The sequence below is a fragment of the Legionella feeleii genome (assembly GCF_001467625.1).
Taxonomy (GTDB): domain Bacteria; phylum Pseudomonadota; class Gammaproteobacteria; order Legionellales; family Legionellaceae; genus Tatlockia; species Tatlockia feeleii.
On record NZ_LNYB01000004.1, the window covers coordinates 58,092 to 78,048 of the forward strand.

A 19,957-nucleotide genomic window follows, 5' to 3' on the forward strand; every position below is an offset into this window, starting at 1 on the left:
TTAGGGGCTATACTTTATTTTTTTCCACAAACACGACGCTCTATCCAATATGCGAGTATCAAGGTCGAGACAATACCTAACATGATTCCATAATTCTGCCAATTTTTTCCTACCATGGTTAACGCATTGGGAGTATGGAAAATAGAGAATGGGATAGCTAATAAAACATCAACCAATGCTGAACCTGCTACTAAGCCACATGCAATCAACACACCCCTTTGCCGTCGTAGCTGACCTTCTTCATCAGAAAGCTTCTTTTTACTAAGACGCCACTGCGTGACCATTGCAATCATTCCGCCGAGAAATAAAGGAAAAGAAGAAGCGATTGGTAAATACATTCCTATAGCAACGCCTAATATAGAAAGTCTGACATAACGATCTAATTTAACGACATAGATGAAAAAAATAAGCGCGAGAATAACTGCCGCTCCGATAAACATCATCGTCCAAGGCAAGGTATTACGAAATACTGCTTCAGTGATTGCCGCCATTAATGCAGCGGTTGGTGCGGGCAGTGACTGGCCAGGATCCATACCATCATGAGGCATAACCCCTGCAATACCATAGACATCAAACATCAATTGCATGACAGGTGGTATCACCAAGGAAGAAACGATTACCCCTAGTAAAAGCATAACCTGCTGCTTCCACGGAGTCGCGCCAACCAATTGTCCCACTTTCAAATCTTGCGTATTATCGTTGGCAATGGCGGCAATGCCTGTTACCACCGAACCAATAATAATTGTGATTGCCTCTGCTGCCTTAATCTGGTTAACGCTAAAAGGTAACGGTAAAAGGTTGTTAATCATCGTCAGCAATATCCAGGCTGCAAATAGCATCCCGGCAATAACTATTGCACTACCAGGACTCGCTGTGACACCTACCATACCTGAAAAATAGCCTGTAATAACCGAGAATAAAAAACCAATGATCAGAACATAGAGTACTGCGCCAAACACTAAAGTAGGGGCGAAATCACCGTCCAGGCCGATTTCCTCCAAAGGGAAAATAAATTGAAAAAACAAAAATAAAATAGCAGACATAAGCGTTACGCCAATTAAAATAAAGGGCATAGGAATGTCTTTATCCGTGCGCGGCAATTGCGTTTCTTGATGACTTTTAGACATAAAAGCACGGAAAGAAATCCGCATACTTTTAAGTAGAGGTCTTATTAATTTCAAGAAAGTCCAGGTACCGGCAAAAAGCATTGCTCCAATCCCTAAATAACGCATTTCACTGTTCCAGAGAAAAGTAGCCGCTTTTTGTGCAGGATAATGGGTAAGAAACTCTGGATAAAATTGACTAACAATCGGCATGGCTATCAGCCAGGAAATAATAGCCCCCAAGAAAATACTCAAAGCCATTTCATGTCCGACTAAATAACCGGCCCCTATCATCGTTGCAGAAAATCCCACACCAAAACCTAATAGTGAACGCTTGATCGAAAACCAAAAACTCCAACTGTTTGCAATGATTTTAAAACCCGTTTGGAAGAGCTCCAGCACCCCACCTACCGCCCCACCGAGAAAAATATCTCGAATACCCGCTTTTTCTGCTGATGACTTCAATACTTCGGCAATAGCCCGACCTTCCGGAAATCTTAGCACGGGTTCATTCACTAAAACTCGACGAAGAGGAATGGAGAATAAAACGCCCAAAATACCGCCACAGACAGCAATAAAAAAATTAGTGAGATAATCAAAACCATCCCAGTATTGAATAATAATCAATGCTGGAATGGTATACACAATACCTCCAGCAACCGCTTCGCCCGCAGAAGCGGCTGTCTGGACTGCGTTATTTTCCAGAATGGTAGAGTTTTTAAACAAACGCAAAATACCCATGGAAATAATAGCTGCAGGAATAGAAGCCGAAGTTAAAATACCTAACTTTAACGCCAGATAAGCATTAGACAAGGCCAAAATGATCGTCAAAATAATTGCCAAGATAATACTACGAATAGTTAATTCAGCAATTTTTTCATCCGCTTTGATAAACGGAACAAATGTACTCATTGATTACCCCATACTGCTTTGGTTACATCAGGACGTAACCAGTTTTTGAGTTCAGATTTAGAAATTTTTACTGTTTGTGGACCGTAAAAATAAGGCGCGACTTGATAAGTATCAAACACAATAGCTAAACCATCTTGTGTAAAATGCCAATTTCTATAATTTTCTTGGGTTGCCGTTGTTCCTTTTATTAACCAATCCCGATCGGTCATTTTTTTCTTCCCTAACGCTTTACGGCATATAGTGGCTATTTGGTTTAAGTAATTACTATTTGGCACAAACAAATGATCCAACGTCACTGATTGGCCTTGGATAAAATTGAACGTTTTTACAGAATTACTGGGATGTGCGGCACCTTGACTGTAAGCCGATACGGAGAACAAGATACTTAACGCATTTTTATTTTGAAACTCTATTTTATAATCAATATATAAACTACTTTTTCCAAGAGTATCACCTGTCTTTTTCACATCAGGTGCTTCAAGAGCGGCTGCACTCTTTTGGCTTTCAGCTATAAACGCTTTTATCCTTTCACCCACTTCCTCATCTGGAAATCCTTCTGGATACCTAATACTAAGATCAAAATCAGCAGTTTCTTTTTTGATGATTATTGTCTTTGGCGGTACAGCCCAAACCAAACTCTGTAATAAGAAATAACTCAGCCCTAACAGACTTATAATAAATTTCTTCATCGTTGTACTCCCTCAAATTCCCTTAACCAATTTCCCGCTACCATTGTACTGTGTTGTATAGGATAACCAAAGTGATAACAAAGTGAGGCACTATCCTGTATTGACCAACGGACTAAATCTGCAGTCATTCCAGCTGCAAGAGAACCTGTCTCCTGCTCCAGAGCAAGTGCTCTCGCCGCTTGATACGTGACAGCCATTAAAGCCTCTGGTACTGTTAGGCCAAAAAACTGACAGGCCATATTGAGCATTAGCAATAATGAGGTCGTAGGTGATGAGCCTGGATTAGCGTCGGTAGCAATTGCTATACCCACCCCCATTTCACGCAGCAAAGCTACAGGCGGTTTGACGGTCTCACGTAAAAAATAGTAAGCTCCCGGCAATAGGACAGCAACTGTTCCATTGTTAGCCATTGCAGCAACTCCTTCGCGATCCAGGTGCTCTAAATGATCACAAGACAGAGCCCCTAAGCTGGCAGCCAATTTTGTCGCTCCAAGATTAGACAATTGTTCTGCGTGGCACTTAATGGATAAAGCCAAATCCTTTGCTTTAGTAAATAACTGTTCGGTTTGAGCCAAGGTAAAACCAATTGATTCACAAAATACATCTACCGCATCAGCCAGTTTCATCTCCGCTATAGCAGGCAACATATCTTGGCAAAGAAAATCGACATAAGCCTGGGCATTATTTTTATATTCTGGCGGCACCGCATGAGCCCCTAGAAAAGTAGTCCTTACTCGCAGACCAGCCACTTCCCCCAAACGCCTGGCCACACGCAAGATTTTAAGCTCATTATCCCAATCTAGACCGTAACCCGATTTAATCTCAACGGTAGTTACTCCTTCTGCCCGTAAAGCCAACATTCTGGGTAATGATTGTTGAAACAGCTCTTCTTCAGAAGCAGCACGCGTCTGTCTGACAGTCGATAAAATTCCTCCCCCGGCGCGCGCAATTTCAGCATAAGTTTTTCCTTCAAGCCGTTGCTTAAATTCATCAGCACGATTACCGGCATATACCAAGTGAGTATGACAGTCAATCAAGCCCGGCGTAATCAATAAATTACGACAGTCTTCAGTCACAGTGGCCTGTTGCAAGTAAGAAGCAGGTAAATCACTCATGGCGCCACACCAAACTATCATTCCTTTGCTAATAGCAATCGCCTGATTTTCGAGTTGCTTACCTTGTGCATCAATTGTCGTTGCATTTGATAATAAGCGGTCACATGCCTGCATGTTTACTCCCAATCAGGCACTTGTTGCGATGCCCTGAGCCATTGTTGGTGGTGACTTTTGTCATAGATATCCCATTCCTGGGCTACATAGTGTGTTTTATCAACATCGATTAATAACCATATTAAAAAATCTGCTACAGTGGTAGTGGATAAGAGACGCTTTTCTTGCTTGAGAACCCTGAAAAAATCACGTTTTTCCTCATCCATACACTGAGCATGTCGAATGGTTGCCTGCATGTCGGTATCAATAATCCCAGGCATCACACTGGCAAAAGCCAGGTTTTGATTTTCTAATTGTAAACAACGAGTGAGCATAGCTAGAGCAGCCTTGGACACACAGTAAGCAGCCCAACCTGCAACTGGGAAATGAGCTGCACCAGAACCGATATGCAATACACGACCTTGTTCTAATTTGGCAAGCAACATCTGCGTTAAAAATAAAGGGGCATTGAGATTAGTAGCAAGAACTTGCTGCCAGGAAGCTTCATCGATAGTAGCAACAGGCATAATCGGCTCAATAACACCCGCATTGTGGATCAACCCCTCAAGCACATTAACTTGAATTTGTTCTATATGGGCAACAATTTCTCGGCGTCCTTTACCCGTAGAAACATCTGCAACAAGGTAACTAATTTGAGGAGAATAGGCTGCCGTTTCTACCAAAGCCTCTTCGCGTCGTCCTACAATTAAAATCTGCTTTTGTCGAGCCGCCAATGCATGAGCCAGAGCCCGTCCAATTCCACTCCCTCCACCAGTAATCACAAACATGATATTTCTCCAGCTAGCTTAATCTTTGGCTATTCGCGTCTAATCCAGCAAACATCGATTTTATAGGCCTCAATACACAAGAGCTATGAGAACTTAAAATCACCACTTCGTGAACTTCAGAGAAGAATACCGAACTACACTAGACTTCTTTCGCAAACGCGTTGCAGGAGAGCAATGCGAGGAGAAACGGCGCGCAGAGCCGGAGCGTACACATCGGTACATGAGCACCGTTTCGACGAAGCTGTGCTTCAATGCTGTAATTCCTAAGAAGTCTACTCTTAAAATTAGGCCCGATAATAACAGACCTGCTTAGGATTGGCACCGATTTTAGAATAAAGAAATAATTACAGTGACATTATCATAGACAGGAAGATATATTATCCCTATAACAAATTTCTGCTTTGAAATTGACTATGTTTGCAAACCTAAAAAATTACGAACCAACCGAGCAATCTATTTGGCAAGGACGTCAAGATAGCTTGCCTGGGGAACGTTTCTTCCAACGTGTGCATTGTATCGATCTGCGTTCCCAACCTCTACATGATAAACAACAAAACCTGATTATGCTGGGATTTTGTAGTGACGAAGGGATCAGACGTAACGAAGGTCGTACTGGAGCAAAATTAGGTCCATTTAAATTGCGTGAACAATTAGCAAAACTGTCCTGCAATCTCGACAAGCAGTTTACCGATATAGGTAATATCGTCTGTGAGCAAGAGCAATTGGAATCTGCTCAACAACAATTCGCAACCTTAATGACGGCTTGTCATCAACAGGGTTATAAAACCTTGGCTTTCGGGGGTGGACATGAAATTGCATGGCCGCATTTTTCTGGCTTGGCTGCTCATTATCCCAGAATAGGTATTATTAATTTTGATGCTCATTTTGATCTGCGTCCTTTAAAAGAAGGGCATTACGCTACATCAGGAACCCCTTTTCGCCAAATCAGCCAATATTGTCAACAAAATCGGCTACCCTTTGACTACTGTTGTTTAGGAATCCAGTATATTGCTAATACAGCGAGTTTGTTTGCTACTGCCGATGAATTGAAAGTGTCTTATCTTAGCGCAGAGCAAATCCATAATGAGGATATTGCCTGGCAACTCGCTTTCCTGGACACGTTTCTTTTACGGCATGAATACATTTATTTAACGATTTGTTTGGATGTATTTGCCGAATGCTTTGCACCAGGGGTCAGTGCACCACAAGCCCTAGGTATAACACCATGGCAAGCATTAGCCCTGTTGAAATACATCTTACAAACTGGCAAAGTGATAAGTCTTGATGTAGCTGAGCTCTCTCCCCCTCTGGACCAAGAGCAAAAAACCGCACGACTGGCTGCCAGCCTGGTGGCAGAGTTGTTGGATTATTATTAAAGGAGTGTTATTAATGAAAAAATCCATGCTATGCGCAGGATTGATGACTATTTTATGTACAACAATCTATGCTGAGAATAGTGTTCAACCCGCGAACAGTAACCCTGGCGACGCCCTACAAGCAAAACCAGGACCTGCCACACTGGGATCGCCTGCAGTAGTGCAACCTTCTGCCTCTCAAACCGCACCAGCCCAAACAGAACAGGGTACACCTACTCCTGCGCCACAGGGTACACTTACTCCTGCGCCACAGGGTACGCCTACTCCTACGCAGCAGGGTACGCCTACTCCTACGCCACAGGGTACGCCTATTCCTGCGCCACAGGGTACGCCTACTCCTGCGCCACAGGGTACGCCTACTCCTGCACTACAAGGTACACCAGCTCCTGTATCGCAGGGGACAGTAATACCCGCAGGAACTACTGCAACTACACCAGCAAAAACGCCCATGCAAGTAACTCCTGTTACACCACCACAACCCATTGACTGTAACTACCGTATCCCTGCAGAAACAACCCACATTGAGCAATCGCTAGTATTAAAATGGGCGGAGAAAGCTGCGGCACAGTCATTTGATTTTGATTACAACACCCTTGATAAACAATTATTAACTTTAAAATCATGTTATACCGATCAAGGATGGCAAGGGTTTAATGATGCCTTACAAAAATCAGGTAATCTCAATGCAATTAAATCACAACAACTCATGGTGAGCTCTATGGTCAATGGTACACCGACCATTACTGAGCTTAAAGAAAACCAATGGAAAGTGGTTCTGCCTTTGCAAGTGGTTTATCAAAATGATAAGGAAAAATTAACTCAACCACTTACAATTAATTTAGTTGTCGGACGGAAAATTTCGGGTGATCTCGGTATCATGCAAATGATTGCAACACCTCGCCAATCTTCTGGTCAAGGTAGTGCTCAAACGACCCCAACAACAAATACCATAACATCGCCAGCTAGTACGACGAAATCTAATTAACGTGAATAGAGTGCCGTACAGATATATTTGATATACCTGTACGTCTTTTTGATTAGGATAATCATGCGCTACAAATTCGCGATTCTGCTGTGCTTTACCAGCGTCAACGCATCGGCAAATGTGCTGCAATACTTTGCTGGGTTGAGCTATCACAATCCGGCAGAATTATTTAAAGTTAAAAAAAATGAATTCATTATTGGGGGGACTAGTTTTTATGCCGACATTGGTTTTCAAGGCAACGTATTAAATCTCAATACCTTTCAATATGATAGTGGCATCGTCCACTCGCGGCGAGTAAGCTTACTTCCTTTTGGACGCATTGCAACTCGCGCAAACGAGAAGATAGTTCTTGGTGTTGATGTGACAGAGCCTTTTCATTCCAACCTGGTCTATGGGGGAAAAGCATTTACTCGCTATGCCGCAACTGAAACACTGATGACTGACGTTGATGTCAGCCCACGTTTTTCTTTAAATATTTATCCGCAACTATATTTTGGAGGCGGCTTAAATTTTAATTTTCTAAAGAATAATGAAACAAATTGGGCCTTACCCATCAACCAAACTGATTACGCAACCTTAATCAATCGTACCTCCGGTTTTGGTGTAGGCTATGATACTGGTCTTTATTATATAGCCAATCAAACCAATTTTTTTGGTATTGCTTACTATTCCTCTATTAAACAAAAAACACGTGGGGAAAGTTTATTCGACGGCGATGTTAATAACGCGCTTAGCTTTAATTTCCGTATGCCAGCAACTACCATATTCAATTACGTACACCTTTTCAGCCAAACCTGGCTTGCGAGTTTACAAGCTTTCCGCAGTGAATGGAACGCGAATCAATATGCTCGCATTCGCAATACAGCTGCTCGCCCTCCAGTGAATAAAGACTTTACCTTTACTATGAAATATAAGGAGTCATGGGCTTATTCAGCAGCAATACACCATCAGTACAAAGAGAGTTTGGGATTTACACTAATTGGACTCATCGATGATGGTCCAGAGCGCGATCCTCTCCGAACCATTAATTTTCCTTCTGATGTTCAATATTTTATTGGCTTAGCAACTGACTACCATTTTAATAAAGAAGCGAGCTTGGAACTTCTTTACGGCCATGTGTTTTCCAACACGACTATTGGTAATCGCATAACGCTTAATAATCAATCGCTTCCCTTTACCACAGGAAAAATCCGCATTAATGCCGATGTCATTGATTTAAGATTTAAAATGCAAGCTTAGAGGCTGTTTATATTCGCCAGTTTGAGTGATTATGGCTTGATTTGCGAGCATCGCAGCAGAGCATACCTATTAGTAGGTAAACAATGAAGTGCCAAGGTAAGGTAGGAAATATGGGAGGGGGCTGGTTACATTTCGCTTGCTTGAGTGCTTATGGCTTGATGGGCGAGCAGCGAAGCACAGCCTATCGAGCCATAAGCGCCAAGATAGTAAGAGGGTCTGTTTACATTTCGCTAGCTTGAGTGCTTATGGCTTGATGGGCGAGCATCGCAAGCGGAGCATACATAGTAGTATGTGAGCAGCGAAGCACAGCCTATCGAGCCATAAGCGCCAAGATAGTTAGAAATGTAACAGTCCCTAGTGGTTGGAGCCATTCTCATTGGTATACGAAAGCACAGTAACCTGTGTTCCCACAGTAACAAATTGCTCATTGAGCCATTTTGCTGCACTGGGAAGTACGCGAATACAACCATGGCTTGAGTTCGCATAGGGAACCTCATAAGCAGCATGAATAGTAAAACCGCGGTTGAAGTACATGCAATAAGGCATTTTTGCCCCGCCCGTTGTTTCTACCGGATACTCACCGGAACGGCAATCAATTCCGCGTTTATTGTAGACATGGAAAGTACCGGTCACAGTACGGCAAGGCTGCCCCACATCTTCACAAAAATCTTTTCCTCCTGAAGCAGCTCCAGTCATCACTCGATTACCCTCTGGATCATAAGCTGCCCAAGCAAACGCTTTTGGATCAAAAATAAATTGTTTTTTCCCTGTTGCGGGTGCTTTTATAGGAAAATAATCTCGGCCACGTTTATCATTTAAATAGTGGGTTGTCTTATGGACATAACCATTATCATCAGTAATAAAACAAGACTCATCGCAGGTATCCATAAAACAACCGGAAAGCCCAAGGCCTAATAAGCAAACCCACAACAACTTCTTCATGGTAAAAAATTCTCTCTTAAGTTTATTAACACATCCAGACTGTTAACCTATCGCTATCTTGAATTCCTAGTTATAGAAATTAAACAGCGCTATAAATTTACAGGCAGCAAGGATAACACAGAAAAATACACTTTGAATTACCTTTATACTTATACTGCAGCAATTTAACTTATAAATTGCTGCCAACTCTGTATCAAGATTTTAAACGACGATATTTAATACGCGACGGTCTATCTGCTTCATCGCCCAATCGCCGCTTCCTATCCATTTCATAATCGCTGTAATTTCCTTCAACAAAAACGACTTGCGAATCACCTTCAAAAGCCATTAAATGTGTACAGATACGGTCTAAAAACCAACGATCATGTGAAATGACAATCGCACAGCCCGGAAAATTCAAAATGGCCTCTTCCAGTGCACGTAACGTTTCTACATCCAGATCATTACTTGGCTCGTCAAGCAATAATACATTTCCACCGCGCTTAAGTAGTTTGGCTAAATGGACACGGTTTCTCTCTCCACCTGATAACTGTGCCATTTTCTTCTGTTGGTCTGCACCTTTAAAATTAAAGCGTCCAACATAGGCTCGTGAAGGCATTTGGAAAGAACCTACCTGCATGATGTCATGTCCGTCTGCAATTTCTTGCCAAACCGTTTTGTTATCATCTAGATGATCGCGCATCTGGTCGACATAAGCCAAATTGACTGTATCACCGACACGAATCTCACCGTCATCAGGTTTTTCTTGTCCAGTAATCATTTTTAAGAAAGTCGATTTACCCGCGCCATTGGGACCGATAATACCAAGCACGCCACCTTTAGGTAATTGAAAACTCAGATTATCGATTAACAGGCGATCGCCAAATGACTTGCTTAGTTTTATTCCTTCCAAGACCAAATCACCTAAACGATCACCTGGTGGAATATAGAGCTCATTGGTTTCATTACGCTTTTGGAATTCCTTGGAATTCATCTCTTCGAAACGTGCAAGACGGGCTTTATTTTTGGCATGACGTCCTTTAGGCGAAGTACGAACCCACTCTAATTCGGCTTTTATGGCTCGTTGATGTGACGCTTGCTGTTTATCCTCCATGGCCAAGCGGGCCTCTTTTTGCTCAAGCCAGGCAGTATAGTTTCCTTTATAGGGTATCCCCTCGCCTCGATCAAGTTCCAAAATCCACTCAGCGGCATTATCAAGAAAATATCTATCGTGGGTAATTGCAACCACCGTACCAGGGAACTCTTCTAAATAACGCTCAAGCCAAGCAACACTTTCAGCATCCAGATGGTTAGTTGGCTCATCTAATAACAACATGTCTGGATTGGATAATAATAAACGGCACAATGCTACACGCCGGCGTTCCCCTCCAGAAAGCAGACTGATTTTGGCATCCCAATCAGGTAAGCGGAGTGCATCAGCAGCAATATCTAATCTACGATCCAAATCCCAACCACCACAGGCCTCAATTTCATTTTGCAGCTCACCCTGTTTAGCCAGCAAGTCATTCATTTCATCATCGCCCATCGGCTCGGCAAAACGCATGCTGATCTCATCAAACTGAGTCAATTTGGCTTTAATTTCAGCCACGCCCTCTTCCACAACGGCTCGTACAGTTTTGTCTAAATCAAGATCAGGCTCTTGCGCCAAATAACCAATCTTAATACCTGGTTGTGGTCTCGCTTCCCCTTCGAATTGTTGATCAACGCCTGCCATGATACGCAATAAAGTAGATTTACCCGAACCATTCAAACCAAGCACACCAATTTTAGCGCCCGGGAAAAAGCTCAAGGAAATATCTTTCAAAATAAATCGTTGATTATCAACGATTTTACTCACGCGGTTCATAGTAAAAATATATTGCGACATACACACTCCATCCCACTAAAAATGGGCAGACGTTAACCCAAACATGTTATTTTCTCAAGCGGTCATTACAACTGACTTGTTAATACCCATAAAAAACTTAATACAGGAACTGCTACATTTCTCCAGCTCGAGACATTCTGCCTTGATTTGCCAGCAACGAGGCACAGAAAATCAAGGCAGAACGACTAAGATAGTAGACATGTAACAGAGCCTAAGACCAGTCCAGAATCACTTTTCCTGACTGCCCTGAAGCCATCATTTCAAAACCCTGCTGATATTCTGCCACTGGGAAATGATGCGTAATGACTGGTTCTATATTTAGACCACTTTGTAACATTGCTATCATTTTGTACCAGGTTTCAAACATTTCTCGACCATAAATTCCCTTGATAACCAAGCCCTTAAAAATAACCTGATTCCAATCAATCGCTGTTTCCTGTGGGGGGATTCCCAACATCGCTATATGGCCGCCATGATTCATGGCTTTCACCATATCATTTAGAGCCATAGGATTTCCCGACATTTCCAAACCAACATCAAAGCCTTCGGTCATCCCTAACTCAGTCATCACCTCTTTAATTGCTTGACGTTTTATATTGACTGCTCGTGTAGCCCCCATCTTACGGGCTAAATCCAGGCGATATTCATTCACATCGGTGATAACTACATGGCGTGCGCCAATATGACGTACAATTGCTACAGCCATAATACCGATTGGCCCAGCACCAGTAATTAATACATCTTCACCGACAACATCGAATGCCAGGGCACAGTGTGTTGCATTACCAAAGGGATCAAGAATTGAAGCCTGATCACCGCTAATATTATCTGGCAAGACCACCACATTAGACGCTGGCATAGCCAGATATTCAGCAAAGCAACCGGGTCGATTAACACCTACGCCTAACGTGTTACGGCATAAATGGCGCTTTCCTGCACGGCAATTTCTGCATATACCGCAGGTAACATGTCCTTCTCCTGAAACACGTTGACCAACTTTAAGCCCTTTTACTTCACGGCCTACTTCAACAATTTCGCCATAAAATTCATGACCAACTGTCATAGGTACCGGAATGGTTGCCTGCGCCCAATCATCCCAGGAGTAGATATGAATATCAGTTCCACAGATGGCTGTTTTATGAATTTTTATCAGCACGTCATTGACACTGTACTCAGGTACTGGAATATCTTCCATCCAAATACCTGGTTCGCGTTTGGCTTTTACTAGAGATTTCATGCAACTCCCCTATATTTAATAACACCAGCTATATTGACGTTATTAATTTTAAAATATTAGAACTCAGCAACTTGAAGTGATTAAATAACTCCAAGTTCTCGACCCACTTTAGCAAACGCATCCAATGCCTTATCCAAATGTTCCAATTCATGTGCTGCGGACATCTGGGTACGAATCCTTGCTTTCCCTTTCGGGACTACTGGATAGGAAAACCCAACCACATAAATGCCTTGCTTGAGTAAATGCTCTGCCATCCGGCCAGCCAAAGCTGCATCCCCTAACATCACAGGAATAATAGGATGTTCACCTGGTACCAGAGTAAATCCAAGCTCAGTCATGCCCTCGCGAAAATATTGGCTATTGCGTTTTAGTTTTTGTCCTAATTCATTACTGGTTTCAAGCATGTCTATAACAGCAATTGAACAATCAGCAATCATTGGTGCCAACGTATTGGAGAAAAGATAGGGTCTGGAACGTTGGCGCAACCAATCAATAATGACAGCATTGGCTGCGGTATATCCCCCTGAAGCACCACCCAATGCTTTGCCCAGGGTACCGGTGATGATGTCAACTTTATCTGCCACACCACAATATTCAGGCGTACCACGTCCTGTTTCGCCCATAAAACCAACAGCATGTGAATCATCAACCATGACCATAGCGTCATACCGCTCGGCCAATTCACAGATGGCGGGTAAATTAGCAATAATACCATCCATGGAAAAAACACCGTCGGTAGCAATCAAACGAAAACGCGCATTCTTGGCAGCAATGAGTTGCTCTTCCAAATCCTTCATATCATTATTGGCATAACGAAACCGTGCTGCCTTGCACAAACGAATCCCATCAATAATACTGGCGTGGTTCAGAGCATCACTTATAATGGCATCCTCTGGTCCCAGCAACGTTTCAAATAAACCGGTATTCGCATCAAAGCAAGATGAATAAAGAATGGTATCTTCTTTACTGAGAAAATGGCTAATCCTTTTCTCCAAAGCTTTATGAGGTGTTTGTGTACCGCAAATAAAGCGAACAGAGGCCATTCCATAACCATATTTATCCAGTGCTTTCTGACCTTCAGCAATTAAAGCGGGGTGATTGGCAAGCCCGAGATAATTGTTTGCACATAAATTGATAACTTCCCCTTCCTTCACTTGGACAGCTGCTTTCTGCTGGCTGGATATTACTCGCTCTGCCTTATATAACCCCTCTTCTCTGAGTGTATCTAACTCGGATTGCAAAAACTCGGTAAATTGCTCAAGCATTGTTCTCTCCTTTGAGTCTCACCAAAATGGGGCGATAATAACAAATTTTACACAGCTCCACTATGAAATCATTTCACTTCATGCTCTTAATTCTAGAAAATTCTCTTTAAGGAGGGGCAATTCTAAAAGAAATCCTTCTTTTTAGATTAAATTAACGAATCAGTGTCGAATTAATCGCACCTTTTAGCAATTCTTGCTAAAATCCTCTCAACACTTTAACCTAGGTTTGGTTGATAATTCGTTAAGTTAGCGAGAAAGTTCTTTGTTTAAGCAGTATGGCAACAGACGACTGCAACTATTTGCTGTTGTGCAGCAGAAAAATAAAGAATTTTTAGCCAAAATCGCATTATCACGCCTGAAATATCGAATGTATGGTGATCCAATGACTAACGCACAAATCAATATGATTAAGCAACAACTTCGTACGGGTGATGTTCTTGATGAAAAAATTCTCAACCTCTACGATTTGCTACCGCGTCATGAGTTTGTGCCCCATGCTTTTCAGCATTTTGCTTATTCAGATATGCAAATCCCTCTGGCCCATAATCAGCGTATGCTGACTCCTCTGGAAGAAGGTAAAATCCTGCAAGCCCTGGCACTGCAAGGTAGTGAAACAGTTTTGGAAATAGGTACCGGAACCGGTTTTTTCACCGCTCTTTTGAGCCGTTTATGTAAAAAAGTAATCAGTGTTGACTATTACCCAGAATTTACCACCCATGCTCAACAAAAATTAAAAACCCACCACTGCAATAATGTTGAGCTAGCAACCGGCGATGCCTGTCGTGGTTGGCTTGAAAAAGCCCCTTATGATGTGGTTGTTTTTACTGGTTCCATCGAGTCACTGACTGATACACAACGCTTACAAGTGCTGCCAGGCGGAAAATTATTTGCCATTATTGGGAAAGAGCCTGTGATGCAGGGGCAATTGCACACATTACAGCAGGATGGAAAATGGCATGGAACAGTATTGTTCGACACAAGCATCCCTCCATTAATTGATAAATCAAAACCCAAAGAATTCGTGTTCTAGGACAAGTTTGTATGAAAAAAACGTTATTGTGCCTGCTATTAGGTCTTGGTTTGCCTTCCTGGTCACACGCTACAGATCTAATGGATATTTATCAGCAGGCGCTAGAAAATGATCCTACTTTCAAGCAAGCCTATAGCACCTACATGTCGAGTACGGAAGCTATACCTCAGGCTCGTGCAGCGCTGTTTCCTCAACTGACAGTATCTGCACAGACCGGACGTAGCGTTCAGAATGTTATCGCCTCTGGCACAGCCCTGGAAACAACTTACAATAACAATCTATGGTCGGTCAGTGCTTCACAGGCCATGTTTAACTATCAGGCGTGGGCTCTTGTGCAACAGGCAAAAGCGTCTGTTAAGGCAGCACAAGCCAATTTTAATAATGCAGCCCAAGATTTGATTTTGCGTACGGCAAGCGCTTATTTTCAGGTTTTGCTGGCTAAAGACACGTTAAATTTTGCTGAAGCAAAAAAACGCGCTAACAAACGCCAATTTGAGCAAGCAGAACAACGTTTCAAAGTGGGTTTAGATGCAATTACTTCCGTCTATGAAGCAAAGGCGGCTTATGATCAATCCGTAGCGGAAGTTATTTCAGCCAAAAATAACCAGATTAACCAAAACGAAAATTTGCGTAAGTTAACCAATCACGTTTATGAAACCCTTGCACCATTAAGGGATAGCCGTATCCCTCTTATCAAACCCGAACCGGATAATGTCGATGAATGGGTTAATACCGGACTCAAACAAAATTATAAACTTTATGCCGCCAAATATAGCCTGGAATCATCGCGTGATAATATCAAGGCACAATCTGCAGGTAATTGGCCTACCTTTGCATTGCAAGGTACCGCAACACAAACTCATAACAGCGGCGGTAGTAGCTCTTTTTTCGTTCCCGCTCGCCAAGGTACTGCGAACGTTGCTATCGCTTTAAATTTCCCTGTTTTTCAGGGGGGCTTAGTAGAATCTCAAACCCGACAGGCACAATATGATTTTCAAACCTCGAGTCAACAATTAGAGCAAACGTATCGCGATGTTGTGGTCAATAGCCGTATCGCTTTTAATACTATTATTGATGGTATCTCTAAAGTAAAAGCAGACAGACAAACTATTATCTCTCAGCAAAACTCGTTAGAAAGTACCGAAGCGCAATTTCAGGTCGGAACGCGCACTATGGTGGACGTAGTGAACGCGCAACAAAAACTTTTTGAAGCCCAGGAACAACTGGCCAGCGATCAGTACAATTTGATCAATGCAATGCTAAATTTAAAATACCTTGCTGGCACCTTAAATGTTAACGATCTGGAAGAAGTTAACTCCTGGTTAACGACCGCTCGTATTGCTAGCTTTCCACCGCAAAACCCGGCAGTCTCAAAAGAAAAAGTCGCTACCAGGTAAAATACAAGCGTAAAATATCAGCATATCCCCAGGTCGCAAGCATGAGTCAAAAAGCATTGATTTACGAGCAGCGCAGCGCAGTTTACTCGTTAATGGATGAGTGACTAAACTCAGGAAATCAATCTTTTCGGCCAAGCTAGTAGAAAATGTCAACAGACCCTAAGTAATATGATAGAATCGCTGCCAATATTTTGATCCGTTTTCATTACCTTAGGTTGTAACTATGTCTGCTACTCCTTCTGCCGTTGAAAAAAAACTCTTGCATTACACCGGTAAAGCCATTGCCGATTTTAATATGATCCAGCGTGGTGACCGAGTGATGGTATGCTTATCTGGCGGTAAAGATTCCTTTAGCTTATTAACTTTGCTCCATACTCTTCGACGTCGTTCAAATAATAAGTTTGAGCTGTTTGCCTTTACTTTAGATCAAGCCCAACCGGGTTGGGATGATAGTAAATTGCATGCCTGGCTAAAGGAAAGAAACATTCCTTACGAGATCCTGACTCGTGATACCTATAGTATTGTTAAAGAGAAAATACCTGAGGGTAAAACCTACTGTTCGCTTTGCTCAAGATTACGACGCGGAATAATTTATCGTTATGCAGAAGAACATGGTTTTAATAAAATTGCTTTGGGACACCACCGTGATGATTTGATTCGTACACTGATGATGTCCATTCTTTACAATGGTGATGTACGCTCCATGCCACCTAAACTACTTAGTGATAATAAAAAACATATTGTTATCCGTCCCCTCTGTTATGTACAAGAACGCGACATCATTACGTTTGCACAAGAACAAGCTTATCCAATTATTCCCTGTACTTTATGCGGCTCGCAGGAAAATCTTGCTCGCAAGCGCATTGGCAGGCTTATTGATCAATTAGCGGAAGAAAACCCTAAAGTCCCTAGTAATATTTTACATGCTTTACAAAGCATCAAACCGAGTCAATTAATGGATCAGGATCTTTGGCAATTTAAAACGCTTGAAAATCAATTGCTCCTTGCTAATACTAACGCAAGTGAGACGATTTTTGCTGAAGAAGAATTGTTATCTCTTGAAGAGGAATGCTAGAAATTTATACAAATTTGGATAAGGAATTTTATTTTTGCATAAAAAACTAGCAAAGCAATCACATAAAAGTTAAGATATTTATCTTTATTGTAAAGAAACAATAATTGAGCAACCTGATTTACCAATGAACTGAAACCAGGGTATAAATAAAGATGAATGAAATACTAGCCACAAATATCCGAAAATTCCGTATTTATCGGCATCGCTCGCTAAAATATGACTTTATAGCAGCTATTGTTGTATTTCTGGTTGCTATTCCACTCTGTTTGGGAATTGCCCTGGCTTCCGGCGCACCATTATTCTCCGGTATTTTAAGTGGTATTGTTGGGGGGATTATTGTTGGTGCACTTAGTGGCTCTCAAGTTAGCGTCAGCGGTCCCGCCGCCGGAATGGCAGCCGTCGTTCTTGCCGCTATTTCTCAATTAGGTGATTTCAATACATTTCTTTTAGCGTTGGTGCTGGCAGGATTTCTACAGCTGATTGTAGGCAGTCTGCGTGCAGGTTTTGTTGCTGATTATATACCTTCCAATGTGGTACAAGGGTTATTGTGTGCTATCGGTATTTTGCTGATTATTAAACAACTTCCCTTGGCTTTTTCGCTCTCTACCGATCTAAAAGAACTAAAATTACACCTATTAGAAACAACTGAAAGTCTGACTTTAAACCCACTTTATGATTTGCCATCGCATATCAATACAGGGGCTGCGATTATCTCACTCATCTCTTTAGCCATTTTAATTTATGCTGAAAAAACCAAAATCAAATGGCTACGCGGTATCCCTGCGCCGATTGTCGTTGTTGTTGCCGGGATTTTAATTAATGAGCTATTCCTTATAACCGGCTCACCCTTTGCCCAAAACAACCCGCATCTGGTTAACATACCGCAACAAGATGGATTTGGCGATTTTTTTAGTGAACTGGAATTCCCCCGCTGGTCGGCCTGGACTAATCCGAAAATTTATTTATACGCGTTTATCATCGCTATTGTTGCTTCATTAGAAAGTTTGCTTAATGTTAAAGCAGGTGAAAAACTCGATAAGAAACGCCGTTATTGTTCCAAGGATCAAGAGTTGATCGCTCAGGGATTTGGCAATCTTACTGCCGGTTTAATTGGAGGTATTCCTGTCACTTCCGTTATTGTCCGTACATCGGTTAACGTTCAAGCCGGCGCTAAAACCAAAATGTCAGCCGTTTTACATGGTGTTTTTCTTCTTCTTGCCGTCGTGTTTATTTCAACCTGGCTGAACAAGATCCCTCTATCCTCGTTGGCAGCCATTTTAATCTTTACAGGTTATAAATTAACGAAGCCGTCTATTTATACCACCATTTACCAGCATGGTATGGATAGGTTTATTCCTTTTATTGCAACGGTCATCAGTATTGTTTCATTTAATTTATTGGCAGGTATTCTTATCGGCTTGGCAATCAGCCTCTTTTATATCTTAAAATCTAACAGCCAAGCCCGACTGGATATTATCAAAGAAATATACCCAACAGGCGTAACCAACCGCCTTATGTTGCCACAACAAATTACTTTCTTGAATAAAGCGTCCCTGATTGCTGAGCTTGATTCCATTCCAAGAAACTCACAATTGATTATCGATGCGCGTTACACAAACTACATTGATAAAGAAATTGTCGAATTACTTAAAGAGTTTCAACAAGAGCAAGCACCATTAAAACAAATCGCTTTAAACCTGATAGGCTTTAAAGATCATTACGACATTCATAATTATGTTGACTTCATCAATGTCACTACTTACGACGTCCTAGCCACTTTAGAACCGCCTCAAGTGCTTAACATATTGCGTGAAGGTAACCAACGTTTCCTGCACGACACGCGTATCCACCGTAGTCTTAAAACCGATATTAAATACACCGCTGAAACACAACATCCTATTGCAGTGGTTTTGGGTTGCATCGATTCCCGCGTACCGGTAGAAACCATTTTTGATATGAGCTTCGGTGATTTATTCTGTATACGCGTAGCTGGAAATGTGGTTAATGACGATGTGTTAGCCAGCATTGAATATGCATGTAACGTTGTGGGTGCAAAATTAATCGTTGTCTTAGGCCACACGCGATGTGGCGCTATTCAAGCAGCTTGTGATGGGGTTGAGAAAGGCCATATCACGCAATTGTTGAGCAAAATTCAACCTGCTGTCGCAGCAGAAAGAGAAACGATAAATAATCGTACAAGCAAAAATACTGAGTTTGTAAATCATGTGACTGAATTCAATATTGCTAATACCTTGCAGCAAATTTACAAGGATAGTGAAATCTTAAGATTGATGATTGATCAGGACAATATCGCCATGATTGGTGCAAACTATGATGTTACAAGTGGTAAAGTTAATTTTAATGACTATTCACACGCATTGACCCACCTAGATGGCGCAGATCAGAATAATAGGCTCAGTGAAAAAATGAGAAGCGTACTGGAGAAAGCAAAAAAAACGCCTATTACTATTGACACAGAAAATACTGTTGCCTAGATCACACTTTGCCGTGCTTTATGCACGGCACGCATACTGTTGCGAAAAAATACACCTTTTTGCGTATAATACAGAGGCATTCTTTTTTTCAGAAAAAACCAGAGAAAACTGAATATTTCAAAACTGGCTTTTCTATGATTCCTGAAAGGAGTCCATCAAAGTTCCACTTACGCGCGGCCTGGTTAAAACAATTTAATCCTGCAAAATGAGCCATGCATCAATCCATCAGAACGTCGATTTTCAAATAGCTCTCAAACTTCAGAGTTATTGTCAATTCTGGTGTATGAGCAAAATATCATCAAGCGGCCTTCCAGTCCGATTGTTCAACAACCTGCACTCCGTCTTCAAA

Annotated in this window: 15 protein-coding genes; 7 read left to right on the forward strand and 8 right to left on the reverse strand. The window is 41.9% G+C overall.

The features are described from left to right. Window positions 1–14 precede the first annotated feature (14 nt). The 4 genes from Lfee_RS00375 to Lfee_RS00390 are packed head-to-tail and all read right to left on the reverse strand — an operon-like array spanning window position 15 to window position 4,700. Entirely contained in the window at window positions 15–2,015 is a 2,001-nt protein-coding gene (locus Lfee_RS00375; RefSeq protein WP_058443294.1) for an OPT family oligopeptide transporter, read from the reverse strand. After that, entirely contained in the window at window positions 2,012–2,704 is a 693-nt protein-coding gene (locus Lfee_RS00380) for a DUF3298 and DUF4163 domain-containing protein (protein ID WP_058443295.1), read from the reverse strand. The genes Lfee_RS00375 and Lfee_RS00380 overlap by 4 nt, the downstream gene beginning before the upstream one ends. Further along, complete coding sequence (hutI, locus tag Lfee_RS00385) at window positions 2,701–3,933, reverse strand: imidazolonepropionase (protein WP_058443296.1); 1,233 nt, start codon at window positions 3,931–3,933, stop codon at window positions 2,701–2,703. The genes Lfee_RS00380 and hutI overlap by 4 nt, the downstream gene beginning before the upstream one ends. A 2-nt stretch (window positions 3,934–3,935) precedes the next feature. Then, window positions 3,936–4,700 carry an SDR family NAD(P)-dependent oxidoreductase gene (locus Lfee_RS00390; protein ID WP_058443297.1) on the reverse strand — a complete coding sequence of 255 codons (765 nt, stop codon included), beginning with the start codon at window positions 4,698–4,700 and terminating at the stop codon, window positions 3,936–3,938. Between the two features lie 413 nt (window positions 4,701–5,113). Between Lfee_RS00390 and hutG the strand changes: the two genes are divergently transcribed. The 3 genes from hutG to Lfee_RS00405 all read left to right on the forward strand — a co-directional run bounded on the left by hutG (window position 5,114) and on the right by Lfee_RS00405 (window position 8,300). Beyond that, complete coding sequence (gene hutG, locus Lfee_RS00395) at window positions 5,114–6,076, forward strand: formimidoylglutamase (protein WP_058443298.1); 963 nt, start codon at window positions 5,114–5,116, stop codon at window positions 6,074–6,076. Window positions 6,077–6,089: 13 nt separating this feature from the next. Continuing rightward, window positions 6,090–7,061, forward strand: coding sequence for a DotI/IcmL family type IV secretion protein (locus Lfee_RS17535; RefSeq protein WP_058443299.1), 972 nt, complete (start codon window positions 6,090–6,092; stop codon window positions 7,059–7,061). A gap of 63 nt (window positions 7,062–7,124) precedes the next feature. Continuing rightward, window positions 7,125–8,300, forward strand: coding sequence for an OmpP1/FadL family transporter (locus Lfee_RS00405; protein WP_058443300.1), 1,176 nt, complete (start codon window positions 7,125–7,127; stop codon window positions 8,298–8,300). 354 nt (window positions 8,301–8,654) lie between these two features. Here the strand turns inward: Lfee_RS00405 and Lfee_RS00410 are convergent, their stop codons facing one another. From Lfee_RS00410 to Lfee_RS00425, 4 genes are all read right to left on the reverse strand, one after another. Continuing rightward, the gene (locus Lfee_RS00410; RefSeq protein ID WP_058443301.1) at window positions 8,655–9,242 is read right to left on the reverse strand and encodes a L,D-transpeptidase; all 588 of its coding nucleotides are present in this window, start codon (window positions 9,240–9,242) and stop codon (window positions 8,655–8,657) included. A 193-nt stretch (window positions 9,243–9,435) separates the two neighbouring features. Beyond that, complete coding sequence (gene ettA / locus Lfee_RS00415) at window positions 9,436–11,109, reverse strand: energy-dependent translational throttle protein EttA (RefSeq protein WP_058443302.1); 1,674 nt, start codon at window positions 11,107–11,109, stop codon at window positions 9,436–9,438. 211 nt (window positions 11,110–11,320) lie between these two features. Continuing rightward, window positions 11,321–12,346, reverse strand: coding sequence for an L-threonine 3-dehydrogenase (gene tdh, locus Lfee_RS00420; protein ID WP_058443303.1), 1,026 nt, complete (start codon window positions 12,344–12,346; stop codon window positions 11,321–11,323). An 80-nt stretch (window positions 12,347–12,426) separates the two neighbouring features. Continuing rightward, window positions 12,427–13,611, reverse strand: a complete 1,185-nt coding sequence (locus Lfee_RS00425) for a glycine C-acetyltransferase (protein ID WP_058443304.1) — start codon at window positions 13,609–13,611, stop codon at window positions 12,427–12,429. A gap of 382 nt (window positions 13,612–13,993) precedes the next feature. Between Lfee_RS00425 and Lfee_RS00430 the strand changes: the two genes are divergently transcribed. The 4 genes from Lfee_RS00430 (at window position 13,994) to Lfee_RS00445 (ending at window position 19,608) form a co-directional block, all read left to right on the forward strand. After that, entirely contained in the window at window positions 13,994–14,641 is a 648-nt protein-coding gene (locus Lfee_RS00430) for a protein-L-isoaspartate O-methyltransferase family protein (protein WP_238584836.1), read from the forward strand. Window positions 14,642–14,652: 11 nt separating this feature from the next. Then, entirely contained in the window at window positions 14,653–16,038 is a 1,386-nt protein-coding gene (locus tag Lfee_RS00435; protein WP_058443305.1) for a TolC family outer membrane protein, read from the forward strand. A 223-nt stretch (window positions 16,039–16,261) separates the two neighbouring features. Further along, a complete protein-coding gene (gene ttcA, locus Lfee_RS00440; protein WP_058443306.1) occupies window positions 16,262–17,113 on the forward strand; it encodes a tRNA 2-thiocytidine(32) synthetase TtcA in 852 nt (283 codons plus the stop codon). A gap of 152 nt (window positions 17,114–17,265) precedes the next feature. After that, window positions 17,266–19,608, forward strand: coding sequence for a bifunctional SulP family inorganic anion transporter/carbonic anhydrase (locus tag Lfee_RS00445; RefSeq protein WP_058443307.1), 2,343 nt, complete (start codon window positions 17,266–17,268; stop codon window positions 19,606–19,608). Window positions 19,609–19,957: the final 349 nt, after the last annotated feature.